The sequence below is a fragment of the Spiractinospora alimapuensis genome, from assembly GCF_018437505.1.
Taxonomy (GTDB): domain Bacteria; phylum Actinomycetota; class Actinomycetes; order Streptosporangiales; family Streptosporangiaceae; genus Spiractinospora; species Spiractinospora alimapuensis.
Window position 1 is genome coordinate 3070179 of the sequence record NZ_CP072467.1, and the last position, 20356, is coordinate 3090534.

General features: G+C 68.5%; 19 protein-coding genes and 1 pseudogene. 12 read left to right on the plus strand and 8 right to left on the minus strand.

Annotation, left to right across the window (positions count from 1 at the left end; genetic code table 11):
- Positions 1-2: 2 nt before the first annotated feature.
- Positions 3-758 (plus strand): IclR family transcriptional regulator, encoded by a 756-nt coding sequence (locus tag J4H86_RS14130; protein WP_236537762.1) that lies wholly within the window; start codon positions 3-5, stop codon positions 756-758.
- Complete coding sequence (locus tag J4H86_RS14135) at positions 755-1384, plus strand: bifunctional 4-hydroxy-2-oxoglutarate aldolase/2-dehydro-3-deoxy-phosphogluconate aldolase (protein ID WP_236537764.1); 630 nt, start codon at positions 755-757, stop codon at positions 1382-1384. Before J4H86_RS14130 ends, J4H86_RS14135 begins: the two co-directional genes overlap by 4 nt.
- Positions 1385-1523: 139 nt before the next feature.
- Here J4H86_RS14135 and J4H86_RS14140 read toward each other — a convergent pair whose 3' ends face one another.
- Both J4H86_RS14140 and J4H86_RS14145 read right to left on the minus strand, forming a co-directional pair.
- Positions 1524-1769, minus strand: coding sequence for a hypothetical protein (locus J4H86_RS14140; RefSeq protein ID WP_236537765.1), 246 nt, complete (start codon positions 1767-1769; stop codon positions 1524-1526).
- Entirely contained in the window at positions 1766-2185 is a 420-nt protein-coding gene (locus tag J4H86_RS14145; protein ID WP_236537779.1) for an ATP-binding protein, read from the minus strand. Before J4H86_RS14145 ends, J4H86_RS14140 begins: the two co-directional genes overlap by 4 nt.
- Positions 2186-2838: 653 nt before the next feature.
- Between J4H86_RS14145 and J4H86_RS14150 the strand changes: the two genes are divergently transcribed.
- The 3 genes from J4H86_RS14150 to J4H86_RS14160 all read left to right on the plus strand — a co-directional run bounded on the left by J4H86_RS14150 (position 2839) and on the right by J4H86_RS14160 (position 4211).
- Positions 2839-3684 (plus strand): DUF5753 domain-containing protein, encoded by an 846-nt coding sequence (locus J4H86_RS14150; RefSeq protein ID WP_236537781.1) that lies wholly within the window; start codon positions 2839-2841, stop codon positions 3682-3684.
- 19 nt (positions 3685-3703) lie between these two features.
- Positions 3704-3898, plus strand: coding sequence for a DUF397 domain-containing protein (locus tag J4H86_RS14155; RefSeq protein ID WP_236537783.1), 195 nt, complete (start codon positions 3704-3706; stop codon positions 3896-3898).
- A gap of 118 nt (positions 3899-4016) precedes the next feature.
- Positions 4017-4211: a DUF397 domain-containing protein gene (locus J4H86_RS14160; protein ID WP_236537785.1), complete on the plus strand. Its 195-nt coding sequence runs from the start codon at positions 4017-4019 to the stop codon at positions 4209-4211.
- Positions 4212-4299: 88 nt separating this feature from the next.
- Here J4H86_RS14160 and tgmC read toward each other — a convergent pair whose 3' ends face one another.
- The 5 genes from tgmC to J4H86_RS14185 all read right to left on the minus strand — a co-directional run bounded on the left by tgmC (position 4300) and on the right by J4H86_RS14185 (position 9772).
- Positions 4300-5475, minus strand: a complete 1176-nt coding sequence (gene tgmC, locus J4H86_RS14165) for an ATP-grasp peptide maturase system methyltransferase (protein ID WP_236537787.1) — start codon at positions 5473-5475, stop codon at positions 4300-4302.
- Positions 5475-6437: a hypothetical protein gene (locus tag J4H86_RS14170; RefSeq protein ID WP_236537789.1), complete on the minus strand. Its 963-nt coding sequence runs from the start codon at positions 6435-6437 to the stop codon at positions 5475-5477. The genes tgmC and J4H86_RS14170 overlap by 1 nt, the downstream gene beginning before the upstream one ends.
- Positions 6438-6451: 14 nt before the next feature.
- Positions 6452-6718, minus strand: coding sequence for a putative ATP-grasp-modified RiPP (tgmA, locus tag J4H86_RS14175; RefSeq protein WP_236537790.1), 267 nt, complete (start codon positions 6716-6718; stop codon positions 6452-6454).
- 607 nt (positions 6719-7325) lie between these two features.
- Positions 7326-8000, minus strand: coding sequence for a response regulator (locus tag J4H86_RS14180; RefSeq protein WP_236537791.1), 675 nt, complete (start codon positions 7998-8000; stop codon positions 7326-7328).
- On the minus strand, positions 7997-9772 hold the full coding sequence (locus tag J4H86_RS14185) for a sensor histidine kinase (protein WP_236537794.1): 1776 nt from the start codon (positions 9770-9772) through the stop codon (positions 7997-7999). Before J4H86_RS14185 ends, J4H86_RS14180 begins: the two co-directional genes overlap by 4 nt.
- A 177-nt stretch (positions 9773-9949) precedes the next feature.
- Here J4H86_RS14185 and J4H86_RS14190 point away from each other — a divergent pair, with 177 nt between their 5' ends.
- Positions 9950-10471, plus strand: a complete 522-nt coding sequence (locus J4H86_RS14190) for a hypothetical protein (RefSeq protein ID WP_236537796.1) — start codon at positions 9950-9952, stop codon at positions 10469-10471.
- Between the two features lie 75 nt (positions 10472-10546).
- Here J4H86_RS14190 and J4H86_RS14195 read toward each other — a convergent pair whose 3' ends face one another.
- On the minus strand, positions 10547-11065 hold the full coding sequence (locus J4H86_RS14195) for a CGNR zinc finger domain-containing protein (protein ID WP_236537798.1): 519 nt from the start codon (positions 11063-11065) through the stop codon (positions 10547-10549).
- Between the two features lie 86 nt (positions 11066-11151).
- Here J4H86_RS14195 and J4H86_RS14200 point away from each other — a divergent pair, with 86 nt between their 5' ends.
- The 6 genes and pseudogenes from J4H86_RS14200 (at position 11152) to narI (ending at position 20350) form a co-directional block, all read left to right on the plus strand.
- Positions 11152-11925 carry a TSUP family transporter gene (locus tag J4H86_RS14200; protein WP_236544029.1) on the plus strand — a complete coding sequence of 258 codons (774 nt, stop codon included), beginning with the start codon at positions 11152-11154 and terminating at the stop codon, positions 11923-11925.
- A 114-nt stretch (positions 11926-12039) separates the two neighbouring features.
- Positions 12040-12861, plus strand: coding sequence for an SAM-dependent methyltransferase (locus tag J4H86_RS14205; RefSeq protein ID WP_236537799.1), 822 nt, complete (start codon positions 12040-12042; stop codon positions 12859-12861).
- An 858-nt stretch (positions 12862-13719) separates the two neighbouring features.
- Positions 13720-17341: pseudogene (locus tag J4H86_RS14210) on the plus strand (nitrate reductase subunit alpha).
- Between the two features lie 2 nt (positions 17342-17343).
- Positions 17344-18987, plus strand: a complete 1644-nt coding sequence (narH, locus tag J4H86_RS14215; protein WP_236537802.1) for a nitrate reductase subunit beta — start codon at positions 17344-17346, stop codon at positions 18985-18987.
- Positions 18984-19598: a nitrate reductase molybdenum cofactor assembly chaperone gene (narJ, locus tag J4H86_RS14220; RefSeq protein WP_236537803.1), complete on the plus strand. Its 615-nt coding sequence runs from the start codon at positions 18984-18986 to the stop codon at positions 19596-19598. Before narH ends, narJ begins: the two co-directional genes overlap by 4 nt.
- Complete coding sequence (gene narI / locus J4H86_RS14225) at positions 19595-20350, plus strand: respiratory nitrate reductase subunit gamma (RefSeq protein WP_236537805.1); 756 nt, start codon at positions 19595-19597, stop codon at positions 20348-20350. Before narJ ends, narI begins: the two co-directional genes overlap by 4 nt.
- The last annotated feature ends 6 nt before the right edge of the window (positions 20351-20356 follow it).

Genomic DNA, 20356 nt, shown 5'->3' on the forward strand with positions numbered 1-20356 from the left:
CGATGTCCACCGGGCCGACGAGTGTGCACCGGGCGCTGCGGATCCTCACCGAACTCGCCGAGGGCCCCCTCAGCATCAGCGAGCTGGGGCGGCGCCTCGACGTGCACCGAACGACGTCGCTGCGGCTGTTGCGCGCGCTGGAGGAGGACCGCTTCGTCCGCCGCACGGCGGAGGGCCACTACCGGCTCGGCCCCCGGATGGCGACGATCGCGCACGCGGCGTCCGCCGGGATGGACCTGACGGAGCTCGCGGCACCGCACCTGCGGCGCCTCGGCGCGGACTGTGGACACACGGTGCACCTCGGCGCGCTCGACGGCGGCCAGGCGGTGTACCTGGACAAGGTCGACTCCCGCCAGGCGGTGCGCATGTACTCCCACGTGGGCGCGCTGGTCCCCGCCCACGCGACCGCCATGGGCAAGGTGCTCCTGGCCGGTCTGCCGCGCGCCGAGCGGGACACGATCCTGGGCACGCCACCGTTCTCCCGCTGCACGCCGAACACCCGCACCACCCGCGAGGAGTTGGACCGGGACCTGCGGCTGATCACCGGCCAGGGGTGGGGACTGGACGACCAGGAACACGAGGAACTCATCCACTGTGTCGCGGCCCCGATCCGCGACGCTGGTGGACGTACCGTCGCCGCCGTCTCGGTGTCGGTGCCCATCATGCTGCTCGACCAGGACGGTCTGCTGCGGCTCGTCCCCGCGCTCACCGACGCGGCGGGCGCGATCAGTGAAGAACTTGGCTGGAGGCCATCGTGAGCACCACTCCCGTATCCCTGTCCGACTGGCCGGACTTCTTCGTCGAGAACCTGGGCGACGTGCCGCTGGTCGTCATCCTGCGCGGCGCCTCCCCGGAGGAGGCCGCCGCCACGGCCCGCACCGCGTGGGAGGCGGGCGTCGGTCTGGTGGAGGTGACCGTCGAGAGCGAGGCGGGTTTCCCGGCTCTGGAGGCGGTGGTGGAGGCGGCGGGCGACGACCACGTCGTGGGCGCGGGGACGGTGACCACGCCGGAGCTGCTGGACCGGACCGTCGACGCCGGCGCCCGGTTCGGCGTCGCCCCAGGGCTGGACACCGACACCGTGAAAGCGGCCATCGACCGTGGGATTCCCTTCCTGCCGGGTATCGCCACCCCCACCGAGGCCGGGCAGGCGCTGCGCCTCGGCGTCTCCACCGTCAAGGCGTTCCCCGCCAACGCGCTGGGACCGAAGTGGATCTCCACGGTCTCCGGGCCCTTCCCCCGACTCTCAGTGATCCCCACCGGCGGCATCGGAGCCCACAACGCCGCCGACTACCTGGCGGCCGGGGCCGTCGCCGTGGGGGTGGGCAGCTCCATCACCAAGGGCGGCGGGCTGGCGGACCTGGTCCGGACCCTGCGCGGGGCGTGAGTCCATTCGCCGTGCGCCACCCAGACGTCCTTGATCTCGCGGTTGGTGTGGGGTGGTGGTGGGGATCCGGGTCGGGTTGGCCTGGATCCCCACCACTTGGGGGCCGCCCTGCGGGAGGGGTGCGGGGCGGGGTTGTGGTCTAGGTGTGGTGTTTGTGGGTGAGGAGTTGGGTGGCGACGTGGTGTTCGGCGCCGGTGGGGTAGGTGTGGCCGGCGACGTGCCACATGCCGTTAGTCAGGGTTGCGTGGATCATGTGGCCGTTGTCCCGCTTGATCGACAACGAGACGTGGGTTCGGCCTTGTGTGGGGTTGGCGGTGGAGCGGTAGAACACGGCGCCGTGTGGGGTTAACAGGTGGAGCAAGGTCGTCACCGGGTTCGCTTTCACCGTTGGCCTCCCCCGGTGGGGACGAGGGTGGGGAGGTCGGTGGTGACGGTGCAGTGGCCATCATTGGTGATGGTGGTCCACCGCTCCACGAGGCTCGCTACGAGGTTGAGTCCGTGGCCGTGTTCGGTGAGGGGATCGGTCTTCTTCCCCCACAGAGGGGCCGACTTCCCCTCCGTGCCCTGGTCGATGACGCTGATCCGCACCATTGAGGGGCGGATGTCGAGCTCCACCTGGAACGAGCCCCCGGGGTGGCCGCTGCGGGAGTGACGGATCGCGTTCGTCGCCAACTCCGAAACCACCAACGCGGCCTCCTCCACCGTGCCGAGATCGGTACCACGCTGATGGAGTTCGTTCCGAGTCCACGCACGAACCAGACCGACACTTCCAGGGACACCCGCGAACCTTCGGGCAGTCATGAGGCACCTCCGAGGATTCCGAGTCCACCGCACGAGTGACACGTACGGGCGATCCCCGCCACTGCGCCCACCGCCGAAGCCGACTGCTGCAAGCCAGCGAGGACACGGGCGAGGAGCCCGTCCTGCGCTGCGGCGCGTTCAGCCAACATCCGCGTCACGTAAGGACGCACCCGAGCCGCCCGACGGCCCGGGAAGCGGGGGTGGCGGGGAACCCGCGTCGGATCGTGGATCGATAGAGTCGACACCGTCATCACTCCTCTACTGAGTGGTGGCCACAACCCCCGGACGGGGCCTAATCCGTCGCGGGGGTCCTTTCATTTCTGGGAACAGTGCGCAGGCCGACAGGGGCAGCTTCCCCGGACCTCCACACCCATCACGCGAGCGGCCGAAGGCCGCTGAGCGGATAAGACATGGGTGTCACCAGGCACGGACATGCCAACTCCTCGGGAAGCCGCGAGAGGAACGGCCAGGGTGTTCCGGAGCTTCCATCATGGCGCACAATCAAGATCAAGTGCAATATTCACTCAAAGATGCTTCGATTCATCGTGACCGTGTTATGCAACGTGAACTGAATGGTGCGAAGGATGTCCGAGAAATCGACCAGGCGCGTAGAATCACGGCGGCAGCGAACGCGACAGCCTGCGAGGTCCGAGTTGGCAGCAAGCCCGACCCTGAGAAGACGACGCCTCGCGCGACAGCTCCTCACGCTGCGCGCAGCCCGGGGCATGACGGTGGATGCCGTAGGCAAGGAAGCAAAGCGCCGCGCACCCAACCGACCTTGGTCAGCCGCCAAGATCACCAGGATCGAAAACCGAAAACTCCAGCACCTCCCCGAGACCGACCTCAAGGTGCTGCTCGACATCTACCGGGTCGAGGACGACGACGAGCGAGCGTCCTACATCCAGTTGGCCCGTGCGGCAAGCCAAACAGGTTGGTGGGTCGGCTACTCCGATGTGCTGGGACGCGGTGCTTACGTCGATCTGGAGACCGAAGCGGCGAGCCTGAGTTCGTTTGAAGCGCTCGTCATCCCCGGTCTTCTACAGACACCGGGATACATCAGGGCCGTCGTCTTGGGGCAGGGGGTGACTGACGAGCACGTCATCTCGCGTCGAATCGAGGCTCGGATGATGCGTCGTCAGGTCTTGGAACGTGCCGACGCGCCGCGCTTCGCCTCGTTGATCGATGAGTCCGCGATCCGCAAGATCCCCGAATCGGTACGCGATGAGCAACTCAAGTATCTGATCGCCGCTACCGAGCGTGGGCTCGAAGTCAGGGTGGTACCAGATGAACGGGGCCCGCACTCTGCTGTGCACGGCGCCTTTGTAGTGATGCGGTTCGCCAACGACCCTGCCCTGGTCTATCTGGAGGAAGTGAGATCGGAGCTGTTCCTCGAAGAGGATGACGAGATCGACCACTATCAGCGGATCTATGATGAGACAGTGGAGCAAGCGCTGACAGTCAGTGAGTCCGTGGCGCTCCTGAACCGATACCGCAGTTAGGCCCAATTGGAGTCTGCCCATGTCTGAAGCATCCCGGCTGCGCTGGCACAAAAGCAGTTTCAGTACCGGAACTGGCCAGAACTGCGTAGAGGTCGCTGACCTTCCGGCCGGGGCTGCGGTCCGGGACTCCCAGCACCCCGAGCTGGGACATCTGTCCTTCACCACGACCGAGTGGTCGGCGTTCCTTCACGCCGCGCGCACCGGCGAGCTCTAAGACCCCCAGCAGTCCGAGGCCCTGGCTCCGCCGGGGCCTTCGTCATGCCCGCCGTAGAAGGAAACCCGCCGCGCTACGGTGACCCTGACGGCTAACCCGACCAGCCGGGAGGAATCGCATGCCAGAAACCCCCTACCCCACCTGGCACAAGTCCAGCTACAGTGCGCCACGTCGCGAGAACTGTGTGGAAGTGGCGGATCTTCCCAAGGGAGCCGCAGTGCGGGACTCCCAGCACCCCGAACTGGGTCACCTGTCCTTCGCCGCGAGCGAGTGGTCGGCGTTCCTTCACGCCACCCGCACCGGCGAACTCTAATACCCCCAGCGATCCGAGGCCCTGGCTCCCGCCGGGGCCTTCGTCATTCCCGCCGTAGAAGGAAACCCGCCACGCGCAGCGTGACCCCTCAGGCACCGGCATGGGTGAGCGGTGGCATGCGGGGATGGTGGAGGTGGTGGTGGGTTGGGGTGACCTGGATCTGGAATTCGGTTTGGTCGGGTTGCCCCGCTGTGTCGTAGGCGTCGAGGACGGCTTCTATCTGGTCCCACAGGGGTGTGGGTCCGGCTTGGCGGACGTGCCACGTGTCGTTGTGGGAAGTGAGAATCGCGGTGGAGCCCGTCACGGGGTCGATGAGATGGACCTGGCCGTCCAGGGTGATCTGTTGGGCGGTGGGAGTGGCCCACTGGGCGAGGAACTGGGTGAAGCCGGTTCCGGGCGCGCCGCTGATGCGATGAGGGGAATGGCGGGCTGGGCGTTGGGGGGCGCTCACGGTGAGGGCGGCCCAGTGGGCGGGGTTGCCGAACGCCGGTGGGGCCTGGGTGCGAGCCGGCATGAAGGAGATAGCGCCAGGAAGTAGATGGCCGCTGGCTTCACCGCCGTCTGCGACGGTCAACAGCACCCGAGCGTGGCCGCCGAGCCATCCGGTCAGCGTGAGGAGGATCTTGCCGCCCAGAGTGGTTTGGGCGATCAGTGGGCCCGGGACGTGGCGCATGGAGCAGGCGGCGACAATGCGGTCGTACGGAGCGTAGGGCCAGTAGCCATACAGTCCGTCCGTGACGGCGACATGGGGCGCGTAGCCGCAGGTGTTGAAGCCGTCGATGGCCTGGCGTAGTCGTGCGTCGTCGATCTCCACCGAGGTCACCAGGTCCGAACCCAACCGCTCACACGCCACGGCTGTGGAGTACCCGGTGCCGGTACCGATCTCCAACACCCGGTGCCCGTCCTGGATATCGGCGTCCTGCCACATCGTGGCCACCACCGACGGCAATGTGGAGGACGAGGTGAACACCCCGCCGTGACGCACCCGCGGCGCTTCCCAGTCCTCTTCCACCCCGTCCAACTGGGTTATCAGTGTCTTGTTGGAGTACGCCGCGGTCACCCATCGCTTCGGGTCAATCGCCTCCGTCACCGGCTCCCACACCGGCATGCCCTCAGAGATCTCATCGGATCGCAGGTAAAACCCGGGCGTGAACACATGCCGTGGCACGACCTCAAACGCCGCACGCCACGCGGGATCAAGCACATACCCCTCATCCACCAGTGACCGCACCAGCCCGGCACGCAGTTCCGCATCGAGACCCATCAACAACTCCGATCGGCAGACAAAGAAAGAACTCTGCCGAACGCGGCGGCGATTTCGGCATAATTGTCCAGAAATCCCCATTGGCCATTGGGGTTACACTCCAGCCACACCCAGTCCCCCGGTTCACTCCCGGTACCGGTCACGGCGAAATCGAAGCAACCGAACACCAGGCCGTAATGAGCGAGGTAGGCGTGCAGTTTCTCCACGATCCGCTCGGGCACCGAGATCGGTCGATGCCGCAGATGATCCCAGTCGGCACGGCGCCAATCCAGCACCTGTTCGGTTGTGGTGATCGCCGAAGCGAAAACCTGGTTCGCGACGACTGTCACACGCACGTCCGCGGTCTTTTCGGAAACCTCGGCCTGGAATAGGTGCGCGGTGGCCGAGACCGCGTCGTCGATACTGGCCGGGTCGATGCGTTGAGCCCAAATGGCTCCCGCCCTCCCGTCCGGGTCGGGCCGGAGACCACGCAGTGGCTTGTAGATCACCGGCGCATGCTGGATCGCGAAAGCCCTGGCTTCCTCCGGATCATTGGTGATCAATGTCGGGGGAAGCGCGAAGTCAATCCGGGCCGCGGCCTGGAGTTGTCCTGGTTTGAACTCCGCGCGACTGATCGCGGAAGGGTGATTGACATAGGACGCATTCGGCAGGTTGTACAGCAATCCGCCGAAGCCATGGCGTCCTTCAGTGGCGGAGAACTCCGCGGTCTGGACGTCAGGATGGGTGGAACTCCACCGAGAGGGGCGCCTGTAGTACACCGCCGTCACCCCACCGAGCTCGAACCGCCGAGTGTGCGTGGACACCGTTCCGGACCAGCCCGTCTCCCCCGTACCGAGGGAAGCCGTGAAGCGTACGTTCCCGCCGAGGAGGTCGGCGGGGTCCACACGGACGACGAACGTGCCTCGTTCGTTGAGGGCATCGATGACGAGATCGGCGGTGACGTCGGTCAGACTGGTGAGCACCAGGACGCAGGACACTAATCGCTCTCGTAGTCAGTCACGCTATCGTCCTGAACCTGGATCTGCTCTTCTTGTCCGTCGCCACCACCACTAGACATGGAGTTCGTGGCGCGACTCCGGTTGGTGCCGTGCTTACCCATCTCGATGATGGCTCCCGATCCATCCCGGTAGACGGCAATTTGTGAATCGCCGTCCAGATCTACCGACGCAAAGGAAGACGAAGGGAGGAAAAGGCGTTCAGAAGCCAAGCGCATGCCCCACGGGGCCACGTGTGTCTGTGACATGTGAACTCCTGAAAATTGGGGGACTACCTCAGGAAGGCTCACCCTGACGGTAAAGAAATCCAACGGGGCGCGCAACCATGACGGAGATTTCAACTGCGACGCGGCAAAGCTGCCTCATGATCAATTCGGCTGTTGAGCACGAAGCCAAGATCCTCGACATTGTCCCTGTGGTGATGACTCGGATCACCATGGACAAAGGTGGCACATTTCGGCACGAAACACGTCAGCGTCGTTATGTCGACGACATCGATCCCGGAGATCAGTCGCGGTGGATTCGATTGCGCGACACCGGAGTCGAGATCACGTTCACCCCATACCGCAACGGGAGCAGCCGTCACGCTCCGCGCGACCCCTCCCAGTGGCCACTCCGGTTTCGCACCCGCGGAGCGACAGGCCGAAAAAAGCTGGAGTGCCAGGCCCTCAACCATTGGCCCAGAGCAACCGAAGTCGCCACAATCAATGCGCCGCGCGCAGCGCGACCTTTCCTTCGAGAAACCACTCCTGCCTGGCGGTCACGCTTCGCGTGGCTCACTCCCCAATGGCCACTCCGGTTCTGTCGGCGCGGGGTGGCGGGCTTGGTGCGAGGAACCGCCCGTGTGGGTGGGCGCTACTGCTTCCGGGAGTCCGGTGCGCCGGACCAGGTGACGATGCCGTAGCGGTAGGCGTAGACGGCGGCTTCGACTCGGCTGCGCAGGCCGAGTTTGGTGAGGATGTTGGCCACGTGGATCTTGACGGTGCCCTGGGCGATGAACAGCTCCGAGGCGATCTGCTGGTTGCTGTTGCCCCGGGCCACCCCGGCCAGGACTTCGGTCTCGCGGGGGGTCAGGTCCGTGGACTCGGTGGGGGCGGAGCGGGGGGAGGTTTCGGCGAACCGGCGCACCAGTCGGGGGGTGACGCGGGGGTCGATCACGCCCTGCCCGTCGTGGGCGGTGCGGACGGCGTCCACGAACTGCTCCGGGTTGCTCTCCTTCAGCAGGAAACCGACCGCCCCGGCCTGGAGGGCACCGAATAGGTACTCGTCGATGTCGAACGTGGTGAGCGCCACCATCGGCGGAGCCGGGTCGAGTTGGGCGATGCGGCGGATCGCCTCGATGCCGTCCATCCCCGGCATCCGGATGTCGGTGAGGACCACGTCGGGTCGCCGGCGCTCAGCGAGGGCGAGCAGCTCGCGGCCGTCCGCGGCCGTCCCGATGACCTCGATGTCGTCGACGCCCGACAGGATCATGCGCAGGCCCTCGCGCGCCGCCGGCTGATCGTCGGCGATCAGGACACGGATCGTCATTCCGCCATGCTCCCTTCACGTGTGGCGGAGAGGGCCGGGGCCCCCTGATCCCCACGGGGCTCTCCCGTGCCGCCCTCGACCGTCTGTTTCGGCAGCGCCGTATCGTCCTGGCGCGCGGGCAGGCGGGCGAACACCTGCCACCCGTCGCTCCCGTTGGGCCCGACCTTGACGTCCCCGCCGACCTCGGCCGCCCGCTCCCGCATGCCCACCAGGCCGCGGCCTCCGCTCACGGACGGGTCACTCGGTTCGGCCGGCGGGCCGGGGTCGTCGACCCGGATCGTCACGGTGTCGCCCAGGGTCTCCACCCGCACCCGCGCCGTCGTCGCCGTCGAGTGGCGCAGCACGTTGGTCAGCGCCTCCTGCACGATCCGGTAGCCGGCGGTGTGCGTCTCGGCGTCGATGTGCTTCTCCCGCGCGGTCCGCAGGTCCAGGGTGACCCGCAGCCCCACGTCAGCGAGGTTGCTCACCAGCGTCGAGAGGTCGGCGAGCCGGTGCTCTTCGTGGTGGCCGATCCACTCGCCGTCCTCGTCCTGCAGCCGACGCAGGAGCGTGCGGATCTCACCCAGCGCCCGCCCCGAGATCTCCGCGACCGTGCCGAGCGCGGCCTCCGCCTCCGCGGGATCCCCCCGCATGGCGTTGCGTCCGCCCAGCGCCTGGAGCCGGATCGCGCTGAGGTGGTGCCCCACGATGTCGTGCACGTCGCGGGCGATCCGGGCCCGCTCCTCGGACCGCTCCTGCAGGACGCGCGCGTGCTGCAGCCGCGCGTTCTGCTCGCGGCGCTCGGCGTTCAGGCGGAGCGCATACCCGATGAAGATCGGGACCGTCGCGGTGATCGGCACCAACACGAACGTCGCGATATCGAGCGTCAGCCCTTGCATGGCCATGGCGAACAGGAGGATCCACACCATCGAGGCGGGGAGCATGAACCCCAGGGACCATCGTTCGCGGTGGTAGTACGCGGCCGACGCCCCCGCGAAGGTCGTGATCCATAGTCCCGTCAAGTCGGACGGCGAGCCGATTCCCGCGCTCACCAGCGCGATACCCGCCACAGCCAGTCCGGCCCCGAGTGGATACCGGCGCCGGTAGGCGAACGGCACGACGTAGACGGCCATCGAGATCGCCAAGACGACCCCGGCGGAGAACGTCGGGATCGGCGCCGGTTCGGGTGTCGCCAGGAAAGTGGCGAACAGCAGGATCGCTGTGCCGAGCGCGGCGTCGCGCAGCGTGGCCGGGATCCGCCGCCACTGCCGGAGTACCTCAGCCCAAGCCCCGAACACCCGTCCCGACTCGGCCCACTTGCGCAGCCACCATCCGGTGAGGACCGGGATCGTGGCGATGGTGGGGGCGAGGGTGAGGAGCGCGATGGTGTTCATACCGCCGCCGGAGGGGAGTCCGGCCCCGATGATCCACAGCCCGGACAGCACCAACAGCACCGGCATCGTCCACGGCCGCCGGTGGTAGTACGCGGTCGAGACACCGGCCAGGATGACCAGGAACAGATGGACCACGATGAGTGAGTGGGACACGAACGGCCCCACCAACAGCGCCACGGCGGCGACGAGACCGCTCCCCAGCGGATACACGCGTCGGAACGCCATGGCGGCGACCACGACAAGGAGGACCCCGCCGCCGGCGATGGCCTCGTACCATCCGTTCCACGTGACCGGTGGGAGCAGGAGCAACCAGCCCACCACACCCACGGCGATCACCGCGTCGCGCACCACCAACGGCAGCCGGCGCCACATCGCCACGGCAACCTCCCGCTCCGTCACTGTGCGTCGTCCCTGTGACGGTAGTCGACGTCAGGACGGCCCCGCATCGGCCGAAGGGGATACTCCGACGGACCCGGCGGCGAGCCCGCAGGTGAGCGGACTAACCCCATCGCGACACCTCTCGCCATAAGCGACCCCCGTGTGGCATGCTCTGGTGATTCGGCAGGGAGGCCATATATGCCCAGTCCAGTACGGCACATCCTCAGCGTCCTGATCGGCATCGTCGCGATCGCCGCGGTCGTGATACTCCTTCCGTGGATGACGGGTCATCTGTTCATGGCCGGCTACATCGTGGACATCGGCACCCGACTGGGAATATTCGCGGTGATCCTGTTGCTCGGGGCGCTCATGGGTGTCCTGACGGTCTCCACGTTCTCCCCGGTCGGCGCTCTGGTCAGCGGCGTGGTGCTCGTGGCGCTGGGGCTCCTCTACCCGTCGGTGCGGCTCCCGGAGGTCCTCCCCGGCTCCAGCTATCCCGATCCCGTCCTGATCCTCCTCATCGGCGGGATCCTCCTCACCTCGGCCGTCTTCCCGCACCGCTGGCGCGCGCCGAGACAGCCCATGCACACGCTCTCGCCGAACTGGCAGCCGCCCACCCCCGCCCAGTCCGCGATGTACGCCCCGCCCCAGTCGTCGCCGCAGTCCCCGCCGGCCAACTCGCCCTGGCCTCAGGGACCGCAGGGGCCGACGCAGCACTAGCGTCCGCCTCCTCTCCCGGGGGCGGAGGTCAGGAGAGCGGGCCGGGCACCCGGTGAGCCCCGGTCCCGGGTTTGATCAGGATCGGTGCCGGGAGCGGTGCCGGGCGACGTTCACCCGGTTGGCGCACGTCACCGAGCAGAACCGGCGGCGGCCGTTGCGGGACGTGTCGATGAAGGTCACCTCGCACCCCTGACGCTCGCAGCGCCCGAGCCGGTGCCCGCCCGCGCCGCAGACGGCGACCGCCAGCCCGCCGGCGGTTACGGCGCGTACGCGCGAGACCAGGTCGTCCACCTCGCCCTGATAGTGCAGGTGCGGCGGGTGGCCGTCGTGGGTGGCGATCCGGACCCGCGTGGTGCCGTCCACGAGCAGCGCGTTGACCAGGGCGATCTGGTGCTGTTGGTCACGTTCCCCGAAGACGGGGCGCAGCCGCTCGCACCACGCGGTGAGCTCGCGCGCCTGGTCCTCGTTCGGCTCCGGATCCCGGATGCGCTGCGCGGACAGGGCTTCCGCCAGTCCCGCGGGGCTGTGATCCACCACGTTGGCCAGTGCCGAGGCCAGTTCCGCCCCGTTCCCCCCGTAATGGTTGAACTGCATAAGGGCATTACACCATGCTCGGCCACGACAGCGGAGAAATACGCTCCTTCGGGGGAAATGTCGGTTTGGGGTCGGGTGTCGTGGATATCGGGTGGGAGATCGTCGCGCTACTGCTCGCGGCGGCGTTGTTCGCGGGATGGCTGGACGCCGTCGTCGGTGGAGGCGGACTCGTACTCCTCCCCGCCCTGATGGCCGCGCTCCCCGGAGCTCCGGTTCCGGCTCTGCTGGGCACCAACAAGCTCGCCTCCGTGTTCGGCACGACCTCGGCCGCGATCGCTTACGCCCGCCGGGTGAAGATCGACTGGCGTCTGATCGCTCCCACCGTGGGGCTCGCCCTGCTCGGCTCCGGCCTCGGAGCGGCGGTGGCCGGCAGCCTGTCCTCCGACGCCCTACGCCCCCTGATCATCGGCGTCCTGCTGATCGCCCTGGTCGTCGTCGTGCTGCGGCCGGGACTCGGCGCCACACCCTCCCCCCGCCTGCTCACCCGGGAGCGGGTCATCGCGCTGCTGGTGCTGTGTGGGCTGGGCGTGAGCTTCTACGACGGTCTCGTCGGGCCGGGGACCGGTGTGTTCCTGGTCATCGCCTTCGCCACGATCACCGGGGTGGACTTCATCGGCGCCTCGGCGTCGGCCAAGGTGGTCAACGCCGCGACCAACCTCGGTGCGGTCACCGTGTTCGCGGTGAACGGGCAGGTCTACTGGCTTCTGGGGCTCACCCTCGCGCTCGGCACCAGCCTGGGCGCACAGATCGGGGCACGCACGGCGGTCCGCGCCGGCACCGGCTTCATCCGCGCCGTCCTGGTCGTGGTGGTGGTCGCGCTGCTCTGCCGCCTGGGCTACGAACAGTTCACCGGCGTCTGAGACGCCCTGCGACCCGGAACGTTACGATGGCCCCGCGTTGTCATGGTTCGACGGGACGCAGGAACGGCCGTGGCGCGCACGTTGCCCAGCCCCCCCAAACCGGCGAGGTTCACCATGACCGACGACCAGCACACCCCCGAGTGGCCGCCTTCCGGGATGGACCTCGGCAAGCCCACCATCGCCCGCGCCTACGACGCGCTCCTGGGCGGTAAGGACAACTTCGCGGCGGACCGGGCGCTGGCCGACCACGCCACCGAACACATTCCCGGCCTGCGGGAGTCGGCCTGGGAGAACCGCAAGGTCCTCGTGCGCGGGGTGCGCCACCTGGCCGGCACCCTGGGAATGGACCAGTTCCTGGACCTCGGTAGCGGGCTTCCCACCGTGCAGAACACCCACGAGGTCGCCCAGGCCCACAACCCCGACGCCCGTGTCGTCTACGTCGACATCGACCCGATGGTGCTGGCCCACGGCCGCGCGATCCTGGCCACCAACGGCCGTACGTCGGTGTTCACCGGGGACGTGCGCGACCCGAAGTCCATCCTGGGCCACTCCGCCGTCACCGACCGGCTCGACTTCTCCCGCCCGGCGGTCATCATGCTGGTGGGGATGCTGCACTACCTGTCCCCCGACGTGGTGGACGAGGTGGTCACCGCCTACCGCGACGCGCTCGCCCCCGGCAGCTACCTGTTCATGACCTCCCTGGTCGACACCGGCCTCCCCGCCCAGCAGGAACTCGCCCGCATCACCCGCGAAAGCCTCGAGGAGGGCTGGGCCCGCACCCCAGAAGAGATCGAAGCCCAGTTCGGCGACTTCGAACTCCTGAGCCCCGGAGTCGTCTACACCGCCCTCTGGCGCCCCGACGAACCCACCGACCCCAACAACCTGACCGCCGGCGAACAACTCGGCATGGCAGGATTAGCCAAGAAGCTGGCCTAACCGGCACGGGGGGCGGTCGCCCGCCCCCCAGCCCGCCGTAGCAGGGGTGGCCCCCCACGTGGGGGATCACCGAGGCCACTCCCCGTATCCCGGGCGGATCGGGTCCATCCCGCGCGCGGGGAACTGACTGGGGCGTAGACGTGGCGACCGCGCTTGAGAGGGGGGCATCCCCGCGCGGGGAACTGACTTCCGTCGACGACGTCTAACAATCGGCCCCCGGGGCATCCCCGCGCGCGGGGAACTGACCTAGGGCACATGTTGCCCCTGTGCGAAGGGGAGGGGGCATCCCCGCGCGCGGGGAACTGACACTTCCCGAACAGCATATTTACCACTGGAAAGCGCCGAATTTCTTCACTTCTCGAAATTCCGACATAACGGACGCCCCTCGTATTCTCGGTTCGCTCCTCCAGCTTTGGTAGCCCCACGCAGCCCCACCGTACGAGACCCAGCCCTTCCCCCACGAAGAGCAACAGTGGGGGTGAACCGCGCGAGGCTATAGCCCCGGCAATCGCTCCGCGCGGGGAGTGGACTTCGTCGTACGTCGAAAGACTCGACGGGCTGAAGGACCACCCCGCGTGCGGGGGCCGGACGGGATCCTCGCCATCGTCGTCGTAGCCGGGAAGGGACCATCCCCGCGTGCGGGGACCGGACACTTCGCGACCAGCGAATTTACCGCTGACAAGCAGCGAATTTCTTCACGTCTCGAAATTCCGGCATAACGGACACATCCTCGATGGGGCGCCATCACACGGACCACAGTCCCACATTCGACCACACACCTGCCACAAAGCCACCCCCCTCGATTGACAACAGACAGTAGCGGGCATAACACACTGCGACGTCAACCGGGGGTCGGGGATGAGTGACGCGCTGTTGCGGACGGGTCGGTTCTTCACTCGGGTCGCCACGACTCCGGATCTGAGGGCGGAGTTCCGGACGGGTGGGCGGGAGGGGGACTCCTTCTACCGCAACCGGTGGAGCCACGACAAGGTCGTCCGCTCCACCCACGGCGTGAACTGCACCGGGTCCTGCTCGTGGAAGGTCTACGTCAAGGACGGCATCATCACCTGGGAGACCCAGGAGACCGACTACCCCTCCGTCGGGCCGGACCGTCCCGAGTACGAGCCGCGCGGGTGTCCGCGCGGCGCGGCGTTCTCCTGGTACACCTACTCGCCCACCCGCATCCGCTACCCCTACGCACGCGGCGTCCTGGTGGAGATGTTCCGCGAGGCACGACGACGCCTGGGCGACCCGGTGGCGGCCTGGGCCGACATCGTCGGCGACCCCGAGCGGCGCGCCCGCTACACCGCCCAACGCGGGCGAGGCGGCCTGGTGCGGATCGGGTGGGACGAAGCGGTCGACATGGTGGCCGCCGCGCACGTGCACACCATCAAGACCCACGGCCCCGACCGGATCGCCGGCTTCTCCCCGATCCCCGCCATGTCCATGGTGTCCTACGCCGCCGGGTCCCGGTTCCTCTCCATGCTCGGCGGCAGCATGCTGTCCTTCTACGACTGGTACGCCGACCTCCCGGTCGCCTCCCCGCAGGTGTTCGGCGACCAGACCGACGTCCCGGAGTCCGCCGACTGGTGGGACGCCGCCTACCTGATGCTGTGGGGCTCCAACGTCCCCGTCACCCGCACCCCCGACGCCCACTGGATGGCGGAGGCCCGGTATCGCGGCCAGAAGGTCGTCGTCATGTCCCCCGACTACGCCGACGCCACCAAGTTCGCCGATGACTGGGTCGCGCCCCACCCCGGGACGGACGGCGCCCTGGGGATGGCGATGGGCCACGTCATCCTCAAGGAGTGCTTCGTCGACCGCCAGGTCGACTACTTCACCCGCTACGCCAAACGCTTCACCGACCTGCCGTTCCTGGTCCGGTTGACCGAGCGGGACGGCGCATACGTCCCGGACCGGTTCCTGTCCGCGGCCGACGACGCACCCGGGCTGGGCGAGACCTCCGACGAGGCCCGGTGGCGGACCGTCGTCCTGGACTCCGCCTCCGACGCCCCGGTCGTCCCCAACGGGTCGATCGGCTTCCGTTGGGGCGAGGCCGACAAGGGCCGGTGGAACCTCGACCTCGGATCCACCGACCCCCAGCTCACCATGCTGCCCACCGAGGGCCACCCGGCCGAGACGGCGGAGGTGTTGTTGCCCCGGTTCGACGCCCCCGACGGCGCGGCCGGAACCCTCCGGCGGGGGGTACCCGTCCGCCGCCTCGGCTCCCACGTGGTCACCACCGTCTACGACCTGCTGCTGGCCCAGTACGGCGTCGGCCGCCCGGGGCTGCCCGGCGAGTGGCCGGAGTCCTACACCGACGTCTCCTCCCCCGCCACCCCCGCGTGGCAGGAGGAGATCACCTCCGTGCCCGCCGACACCGCCATCCGCATCGCCCGCGAGTTCGCCGACACCGCCGAACGCACCAACGGCCGCTGCATGATCATCATGGGCGCGGGGACCAACCACTGGTTCCACTCCGACACCATCTACCGCTCCTTCCTGGCCATGCTGATGCTCACCGGGTGCCAGGGCGTGAACGGCGGCGGCTGGGCCCACTACGTCGGACAGGAGAAGGTGCGGCCCTTCACCGGCTGGGCGCAGCTCGCCTTCGGCATGGACTGGACCCGCCCGCCCCGCCAGATCCCCGCCAGCCTGTACTTCTACCTGCACACCGGCCAGTGGCGCTACGACGGCTACCGGGCGGACGTCCTGTCGTCGCCCACCGGCCCCGGCATGTTCGAGGACCGCCACACCGCCGACCTGGCCCACGAGTCGGTCAGCCGGGGGTGGATGCCCTTCGCGCCCACCCTCAACCGCAACCCGTTGGACGTCGCCGACGCGATCCGCGAGTCGGGCGAGGACCCCACCGCCTTCGTCCAGCGAGGGCTGCAGGACGGCAGCCTGGGTTACGCCAGCGCCGACCCCGACGCGGAGGAGAACTGGCCCCGTGTGATGAGTGTGTGGCGGGCCAACCTCCTCGGCTCCTCCGCCAAGGGCAACGAGTACTTCCTCCGCCACTTCCTGGGCACCAACGCCACCCTGTCCGCCCAGGAGACACCGGAGGCGCAGCGCCCCGACGAGGTCCGATGGCGTAACGACGCCCCACACGGGAAACTCGACCTGCTGCTGTCGCTGGACTTCCGCATGACCTCCACGACCCTCATGTCCGACGTCGTGCTTCCCGCCGCCACCTGGTACGAGAAACACGACCTCTCCGCCACCGACATGCACCCCTTCGTGCACGCGTTCAACCCGGCGGTGGATCCCCCCTGGCAGACCCGCACCGACCTCCACGCCTTCCAGACCATCGCGCGGCGGTTCAGCGAACTCGCCCGCGACCACCTGGGCGTGCGCCACGACCTCGTCGCCACGGCGATGCAGCACGACACCCCCGGCGAGCTCGGGACCCCGCACGGCGCCGTCGGCTCCACCACACCGTCGTTCACGGTCGTGGAGCGCGACTACCCGGCCATCGCGGAGCGCATGACGTCCCTGGGCCCCAAGGCCGCGACCGCGGGACTCCCGGTGAAAGGGGTGACCTTCCATCCGGACCAGGAGGAGGAGTGGCTCCGCCAACGCTGCGGGGTGACGACCGAGGGCCGCCCGCTCCTGGACACCGACACCAAGTTCTGCGAGGCGATCCTCGCGCTGTCGGGAACCACCAACGGCCGGCTCGCCGCCCAGGGGTTCGCACAGCTCAGCGAACGCACCGGGCAGGACCTGAACAGCCTCGGGCAGACGGGGTTGGCGGCGGGTCGACTTCCCGACCACCCAGGCGCACCCCACTCCGGTCGGACCGTCGCCGGAGTGGTCGGGCATCGAGGCACCCAACCGCCGCTACTCCCCGTTCACCATCAACACCGAGCACCTGAAGCCCTGGCACACACTCACCGGGCGGATGCACTTCTTCGTGGACCACGTCTGGATGGCCGAGGTCGGTGAACAACTCCCGGTCTTCCGACCCCCGCTAGACATGCACCGCCTCTTCGGCGAACCCCGCATCGGCGAGAACGGGCAGGCGGAGCTGACGGTCCGCTACCTCACGCCGCACTCCAAGTGGTCCATCCACTCCGAGTACCAGGACAACCTCTTCATGCTCACGCTGTCCCGGGGCGGGCCGGTGGTGTGGATCAACGTCGACGACGCGGAGCGGATCGGCGTCCGGGACAACGAGTGGGTCGAGATGGCCAACCGCAACGGCGTCGTGCCGGCCCGCGCGGTCGTCTCCCACCGGATGCCGCGCGGCACCGTCTACTACCACCACGCCCAGGACCGACTCATCGACATGCCGCTCACCGAACGCACCCACCAGCGGGGCGGCATCCACAACTCCCTCACCCGGCTCCTGCTCAAGCCCACGCACCTCATCGGGGGTTACGCCCAGTTCTCCTATTTCTTCAACTACCTGGGCCCCACCGGTAACCAGCGCGACGAGGTCACCGTCATCCGCCGCCGTTCACAGGAAGTGACGTACTGACGATGAAGGTCATGGCGCAACTCGCGATGGTGATGAACCTCGACAAGTGCATCGGCTGCCACACCTGCTCGGTCACGTGCAAGCAGACGTGGACCAACCGGGAGGGCGTCGAGTACGTCTGGTTCAACAACGTGGAGACCCGTCCCGGGCAGGGCTACCCCCGCCGGTACGAGGACCAGGAACGGTGGCAGGGAGGCTGGGTCCGCACCCGTGGGGGACGGCTGCGCCCCCGGTCGGGCGGCCGGCTGCGCCGCCTGGCGTCCATCTTCGCCAACCCCCTGATGCCGAGCATCAAGGACTACTACGAACCCTGGACCTACGACTACGAGAACCTCACCTCCGCCCCCCTGTCGGAGGAGTTCCCGACCGCGAAGCCCTACTCCCTGATCACGGGGGAGCCCACCAAGGTGGAGTGGAGCGCGAACTGGGACGACGACCTCGGCGGCGGGCCGGAGCTGGCGCTCAACGACCCGGTGCTGTCGCGGGTCTCGGAGGACATCCGGCTGGAGTACGAACGCGCCTTCATGTTCTACCTGCCCCGGATCTGCGAGCACTGCCTCAACCCGAGCTGCGTCGCCGCCTGCCCTTCCGGCGCGATGTACAAGCGGGCCGAGGACGGGATCGTGCTCGTCGACCAGGACCGCTGCCGGGGCTGGCGCATGTGCGTCACGGGGTGCCCGTACAAGAAGGTGTACTTCAACCACAAGACCGGCAAGGCCGAGAAGTGCACGTTCTGCTATCCACGGGTCGAGGTCGGCATGCCCACCGTGTGCTCCGAGACCTGCGTGGGCCGGCTGCGCTACATCGGGGTGCTCCTCTACGACGTCGACCGCGTCTCCACCGCCGCCGCGACCGAGAACGAGAAGGACCTCTACGAGGCGCAGCTCGGGGTGTTCCTCGACCCGGACGACGACGAGGTCCGCGCGGCGGCGATCCGGGACGGCGTCCCCGAGAGCTGGGTCGACGCCGCGCGGCGCTCCCCCGTCCACGCGCTGGTCAACAAGTACCGGGTCGCCCTGCCCCTGCATCCGGAGTACCGCACCATGCCCATGGTCTGGTACATCCCGCCGCTGTCCCCCGTGGTGGACAAGCTGCGCGAGACCGGCCACGACGCCGAAGACTCCGGGAACCTGTTCGGCGCGATCGAGGCCCTGCGCATCCCCGTGTCCTACCTGGCCGGACTCTTCACGGCGGGGGACCCGAAGCCGGTCACCTGGGTACTGCGCCGCCTCGCGGCGATGCGCTCCTACATGCGCGACCAGACCCTCGGCGGCGAGCCCGATCCGGCGAAGCCGCGGGGCGTGGGGATGTCGCCGGAGGAGATGGAGGCGATGTACCGCCTGCTGGCGCTGGCCAAGTACGAGGACCGTTACGTCATCCCCGCGCAGGCCGAGGGGGACGCGGCGGCCCTGGAGGAGACGGCGTGCCCCGTGGACTACGGCGAGGGCGGCGACGAGTACTTCGGGGAGGCGTCCGGGGCGCCGCCCTCGGCCAGCGTGGAGGACTTCCACGCCCTCAAGGAGCGCCAGACCAGCCACGACGTGACCCACCCGACCAACCGCCGGGCCCGGGTCAATCTACTGAACTGGGACGGCAAGGGGCGCCCCGACGGGATGTTCCCGCCACGCGCCGAGGGGTCCACATGAGGAGCCGACGCAGGGCGGAGCGGCAACGCGTCACTTGGCAGGCGGTGTCGTTCCTGCTCTGCTACCCCGACGAACGGTTGTGGGAGCACCGGCCGCTGCTGCGTGACGCCCTGCCGTCCACCGTCCCGGCGAGCAGACCGCACCTCGCGGAGTTCCTCACCCACCTGGAGTCCACGGACCCCCGGTCGCTCGCGGAGCACTACGTCGCCACGTTCGACCTGCGGCGCCGCTGCTGCCTCTACCTCACCTACTACTCCGACGGGGACACCCGCCGCAGGGGCGAGGCACTCGCGGCGTTGAAGCAGCGCTACCGGGAGGCGGGCGTCGAGCTGAGTGAGGACGAGCTGCCGGACTTCCTGCCGGTGGTCGCCGAGTTCGCCGCCCTCCACGGCGGCGAGTCACTGCTGGTCGAGCATAGGGCCGGGATGGAGCTCCTGCGTATGGCGTTGGAGGACCGGGGCTCGCCCTACGCCGCCGTGGTGCGCGGGCTCTGCGCCAGCCTGCCGGGCAGCGCGCCACGCGACCAGGCCGAGGCCCGCCGTCTGGCCGCCGCCGGCCCGCCGGCCGAGAACGTGGGGCTGGAACCGTTCACCCCGGGAGGCGCCCGATGAGTGTGCTGGGTGTGATGCTGTGGGGCGTCGCCCCGTACCTGATGCTCCTACTGCTGGTGGGCGGGCTGATCTGGCGTCGCCGCTACGACCGCTTCGGCTGGACCACCCGCTCCTCCCAGCTCTATGAGTCCCGGCTGCTGCGGGTGGGCAGCCCGCTGTTCCACATCGGCATCCTCGTCGTCATCGTCGGGCACGTCATCGGGCTGGTGATCCCCGAGTCCTGGACCAGCGCCCTGGGGATGAGCAACGCGCAGTACCACGTGCTGGCGTTGGCGCTCGGCATCCCCGCCGGCGTCTGCACCCTGGGCGGCATCGCGCTGTTGATCTGGCGCCGCAGGTCCTCCGGGCCCGTCTTCAGCGCGACCACGGTGAACGACAAGGCCATGTACGTGGTGCTGGTGCTGGCGATCGCCACCGGGCTGGCCACCACGCTGGTCGCGGCGGGCGCGGCGTTCGGCGGAGCGTCGGAGACCAACTACCGCGAGACGGTCTCCCCCTGGTTCCGCAGCCTGTTCGTGCTGCGGCCCGACATCGACAGCATGGGCGCGGCGAGCCTCAACTACCAGATCCACACCCTGATCGGGATGGCCCTGATCGCCATCATGCCGTTCACCCGGCTCGTACACGCCTTCGCGGCGCCGTGGCAGTACCTGTTCCGGCCCTACGTCGTGTACCGCAGCCGAGCGCCGCGCGACTACCCACGCACCGCGGCGGAGCCCCGAGGCTGGGACCCGGTGTCGCGACGCCAGTGAGGCGAC

What these genes read in the sequence shown, in the direction of transcription:
- J4H86_RS14130 (WP_236537762.1), top strand. Translation starts at nt 3, where the DNA reads ATGTCCACCGGGCCGACGAGTGTGCACCGGGCGCTGCGGATCCTCACC.
- J4H86_RS14145 (WP_236537779.1), bottom strand. Translation starts at nt 2,185, where the DNA reads ATGACTGCCCGAAGGTTCGCGGGTGTCCCTGGAAGTGTCGGTCTGGTT.
- J4H86_RS14155 (WP_236537783.1), top strand. Translation starts at nt 3,704, where the DNA reads ATGTCTGAAGCATCCCGGCTGCGCTGGCACAAAAGCAGTTTCAGTACC.
- J4H86_RS14160 (WP_236537785.1), top strand. Translation starts at nt 4,017, where the DNA reads ATGCCAGAAACCCCCTACCCCACCTGGCACAAGTCCAGCTACAGTGCG.
- tgmC (WP_236537787.1), bottom strand. Translation starts at nt 5,475, where the DNA reads ATGGGTCTCGATGCGGAACTGCGTGCCGGGCTGGTGCGGTCACTGGTG.
- tgmA (WP_236537790.1), bottom strand. Translation starts at nt 6,718, where the DNA reads ATGTCACAGACACACGTGGCCCCGTGGGGCATGCGCTTGGCTTCTGAA.
- J4H86_RS14180 (WP_236537791.1), bottom strand. Translation starts at nt 8,000, where the DNA reads ATGACGATCCGTGTCCTGATCGCCGACGATCAGCCGGCGGCGCGCGAG.
- J4H86_RS14190 (WP_236537796.1), top strand. Translation starts at nt 9,950, where the DNA reads ATGCCCAGTCCAGTACGGCACATCCTCAGCGTCCTGATCGGCATCGTC.
- J4H86_RS14195 (WP_236537798.1), bottom strand. Translation starts at nt 11,065, where the DNA reads ATGCAGTTCAACCATTACGGGGGGAACGGGGCGGAACTGGCCTCGGCA.
- J4H86_RS14205 (WP_236537799.1), top strand. Translation starts at nt 12,040, where the DNA reads ATGACCGACGACCAGCACACCCCCGAGTGGCCGCCTTCCGGGATGGAC.
- narH (WP_236537802.1), top strand. Translation starts at nt 17,344, where the DNA reads ATGAAGGTCATGGCGCAACTCGCGATGGTGATGAACCTCGACAAGTGC.
- narJ (WP_236537803.1), top strand. Translation starts at nt 18,984, where the DNA reads ATGAGGAGCCGACGCAGGGCGGAGCGGCAACGCGTCACTTGGCAGGCG.
- narI (WP_236537805.1), top strand. Translation starts at nt 19,595, where the DNA reads ATGAGTGTGCTGGGTGTGATGCTGTGGGGCGTCGCCCCGTACCTGATG.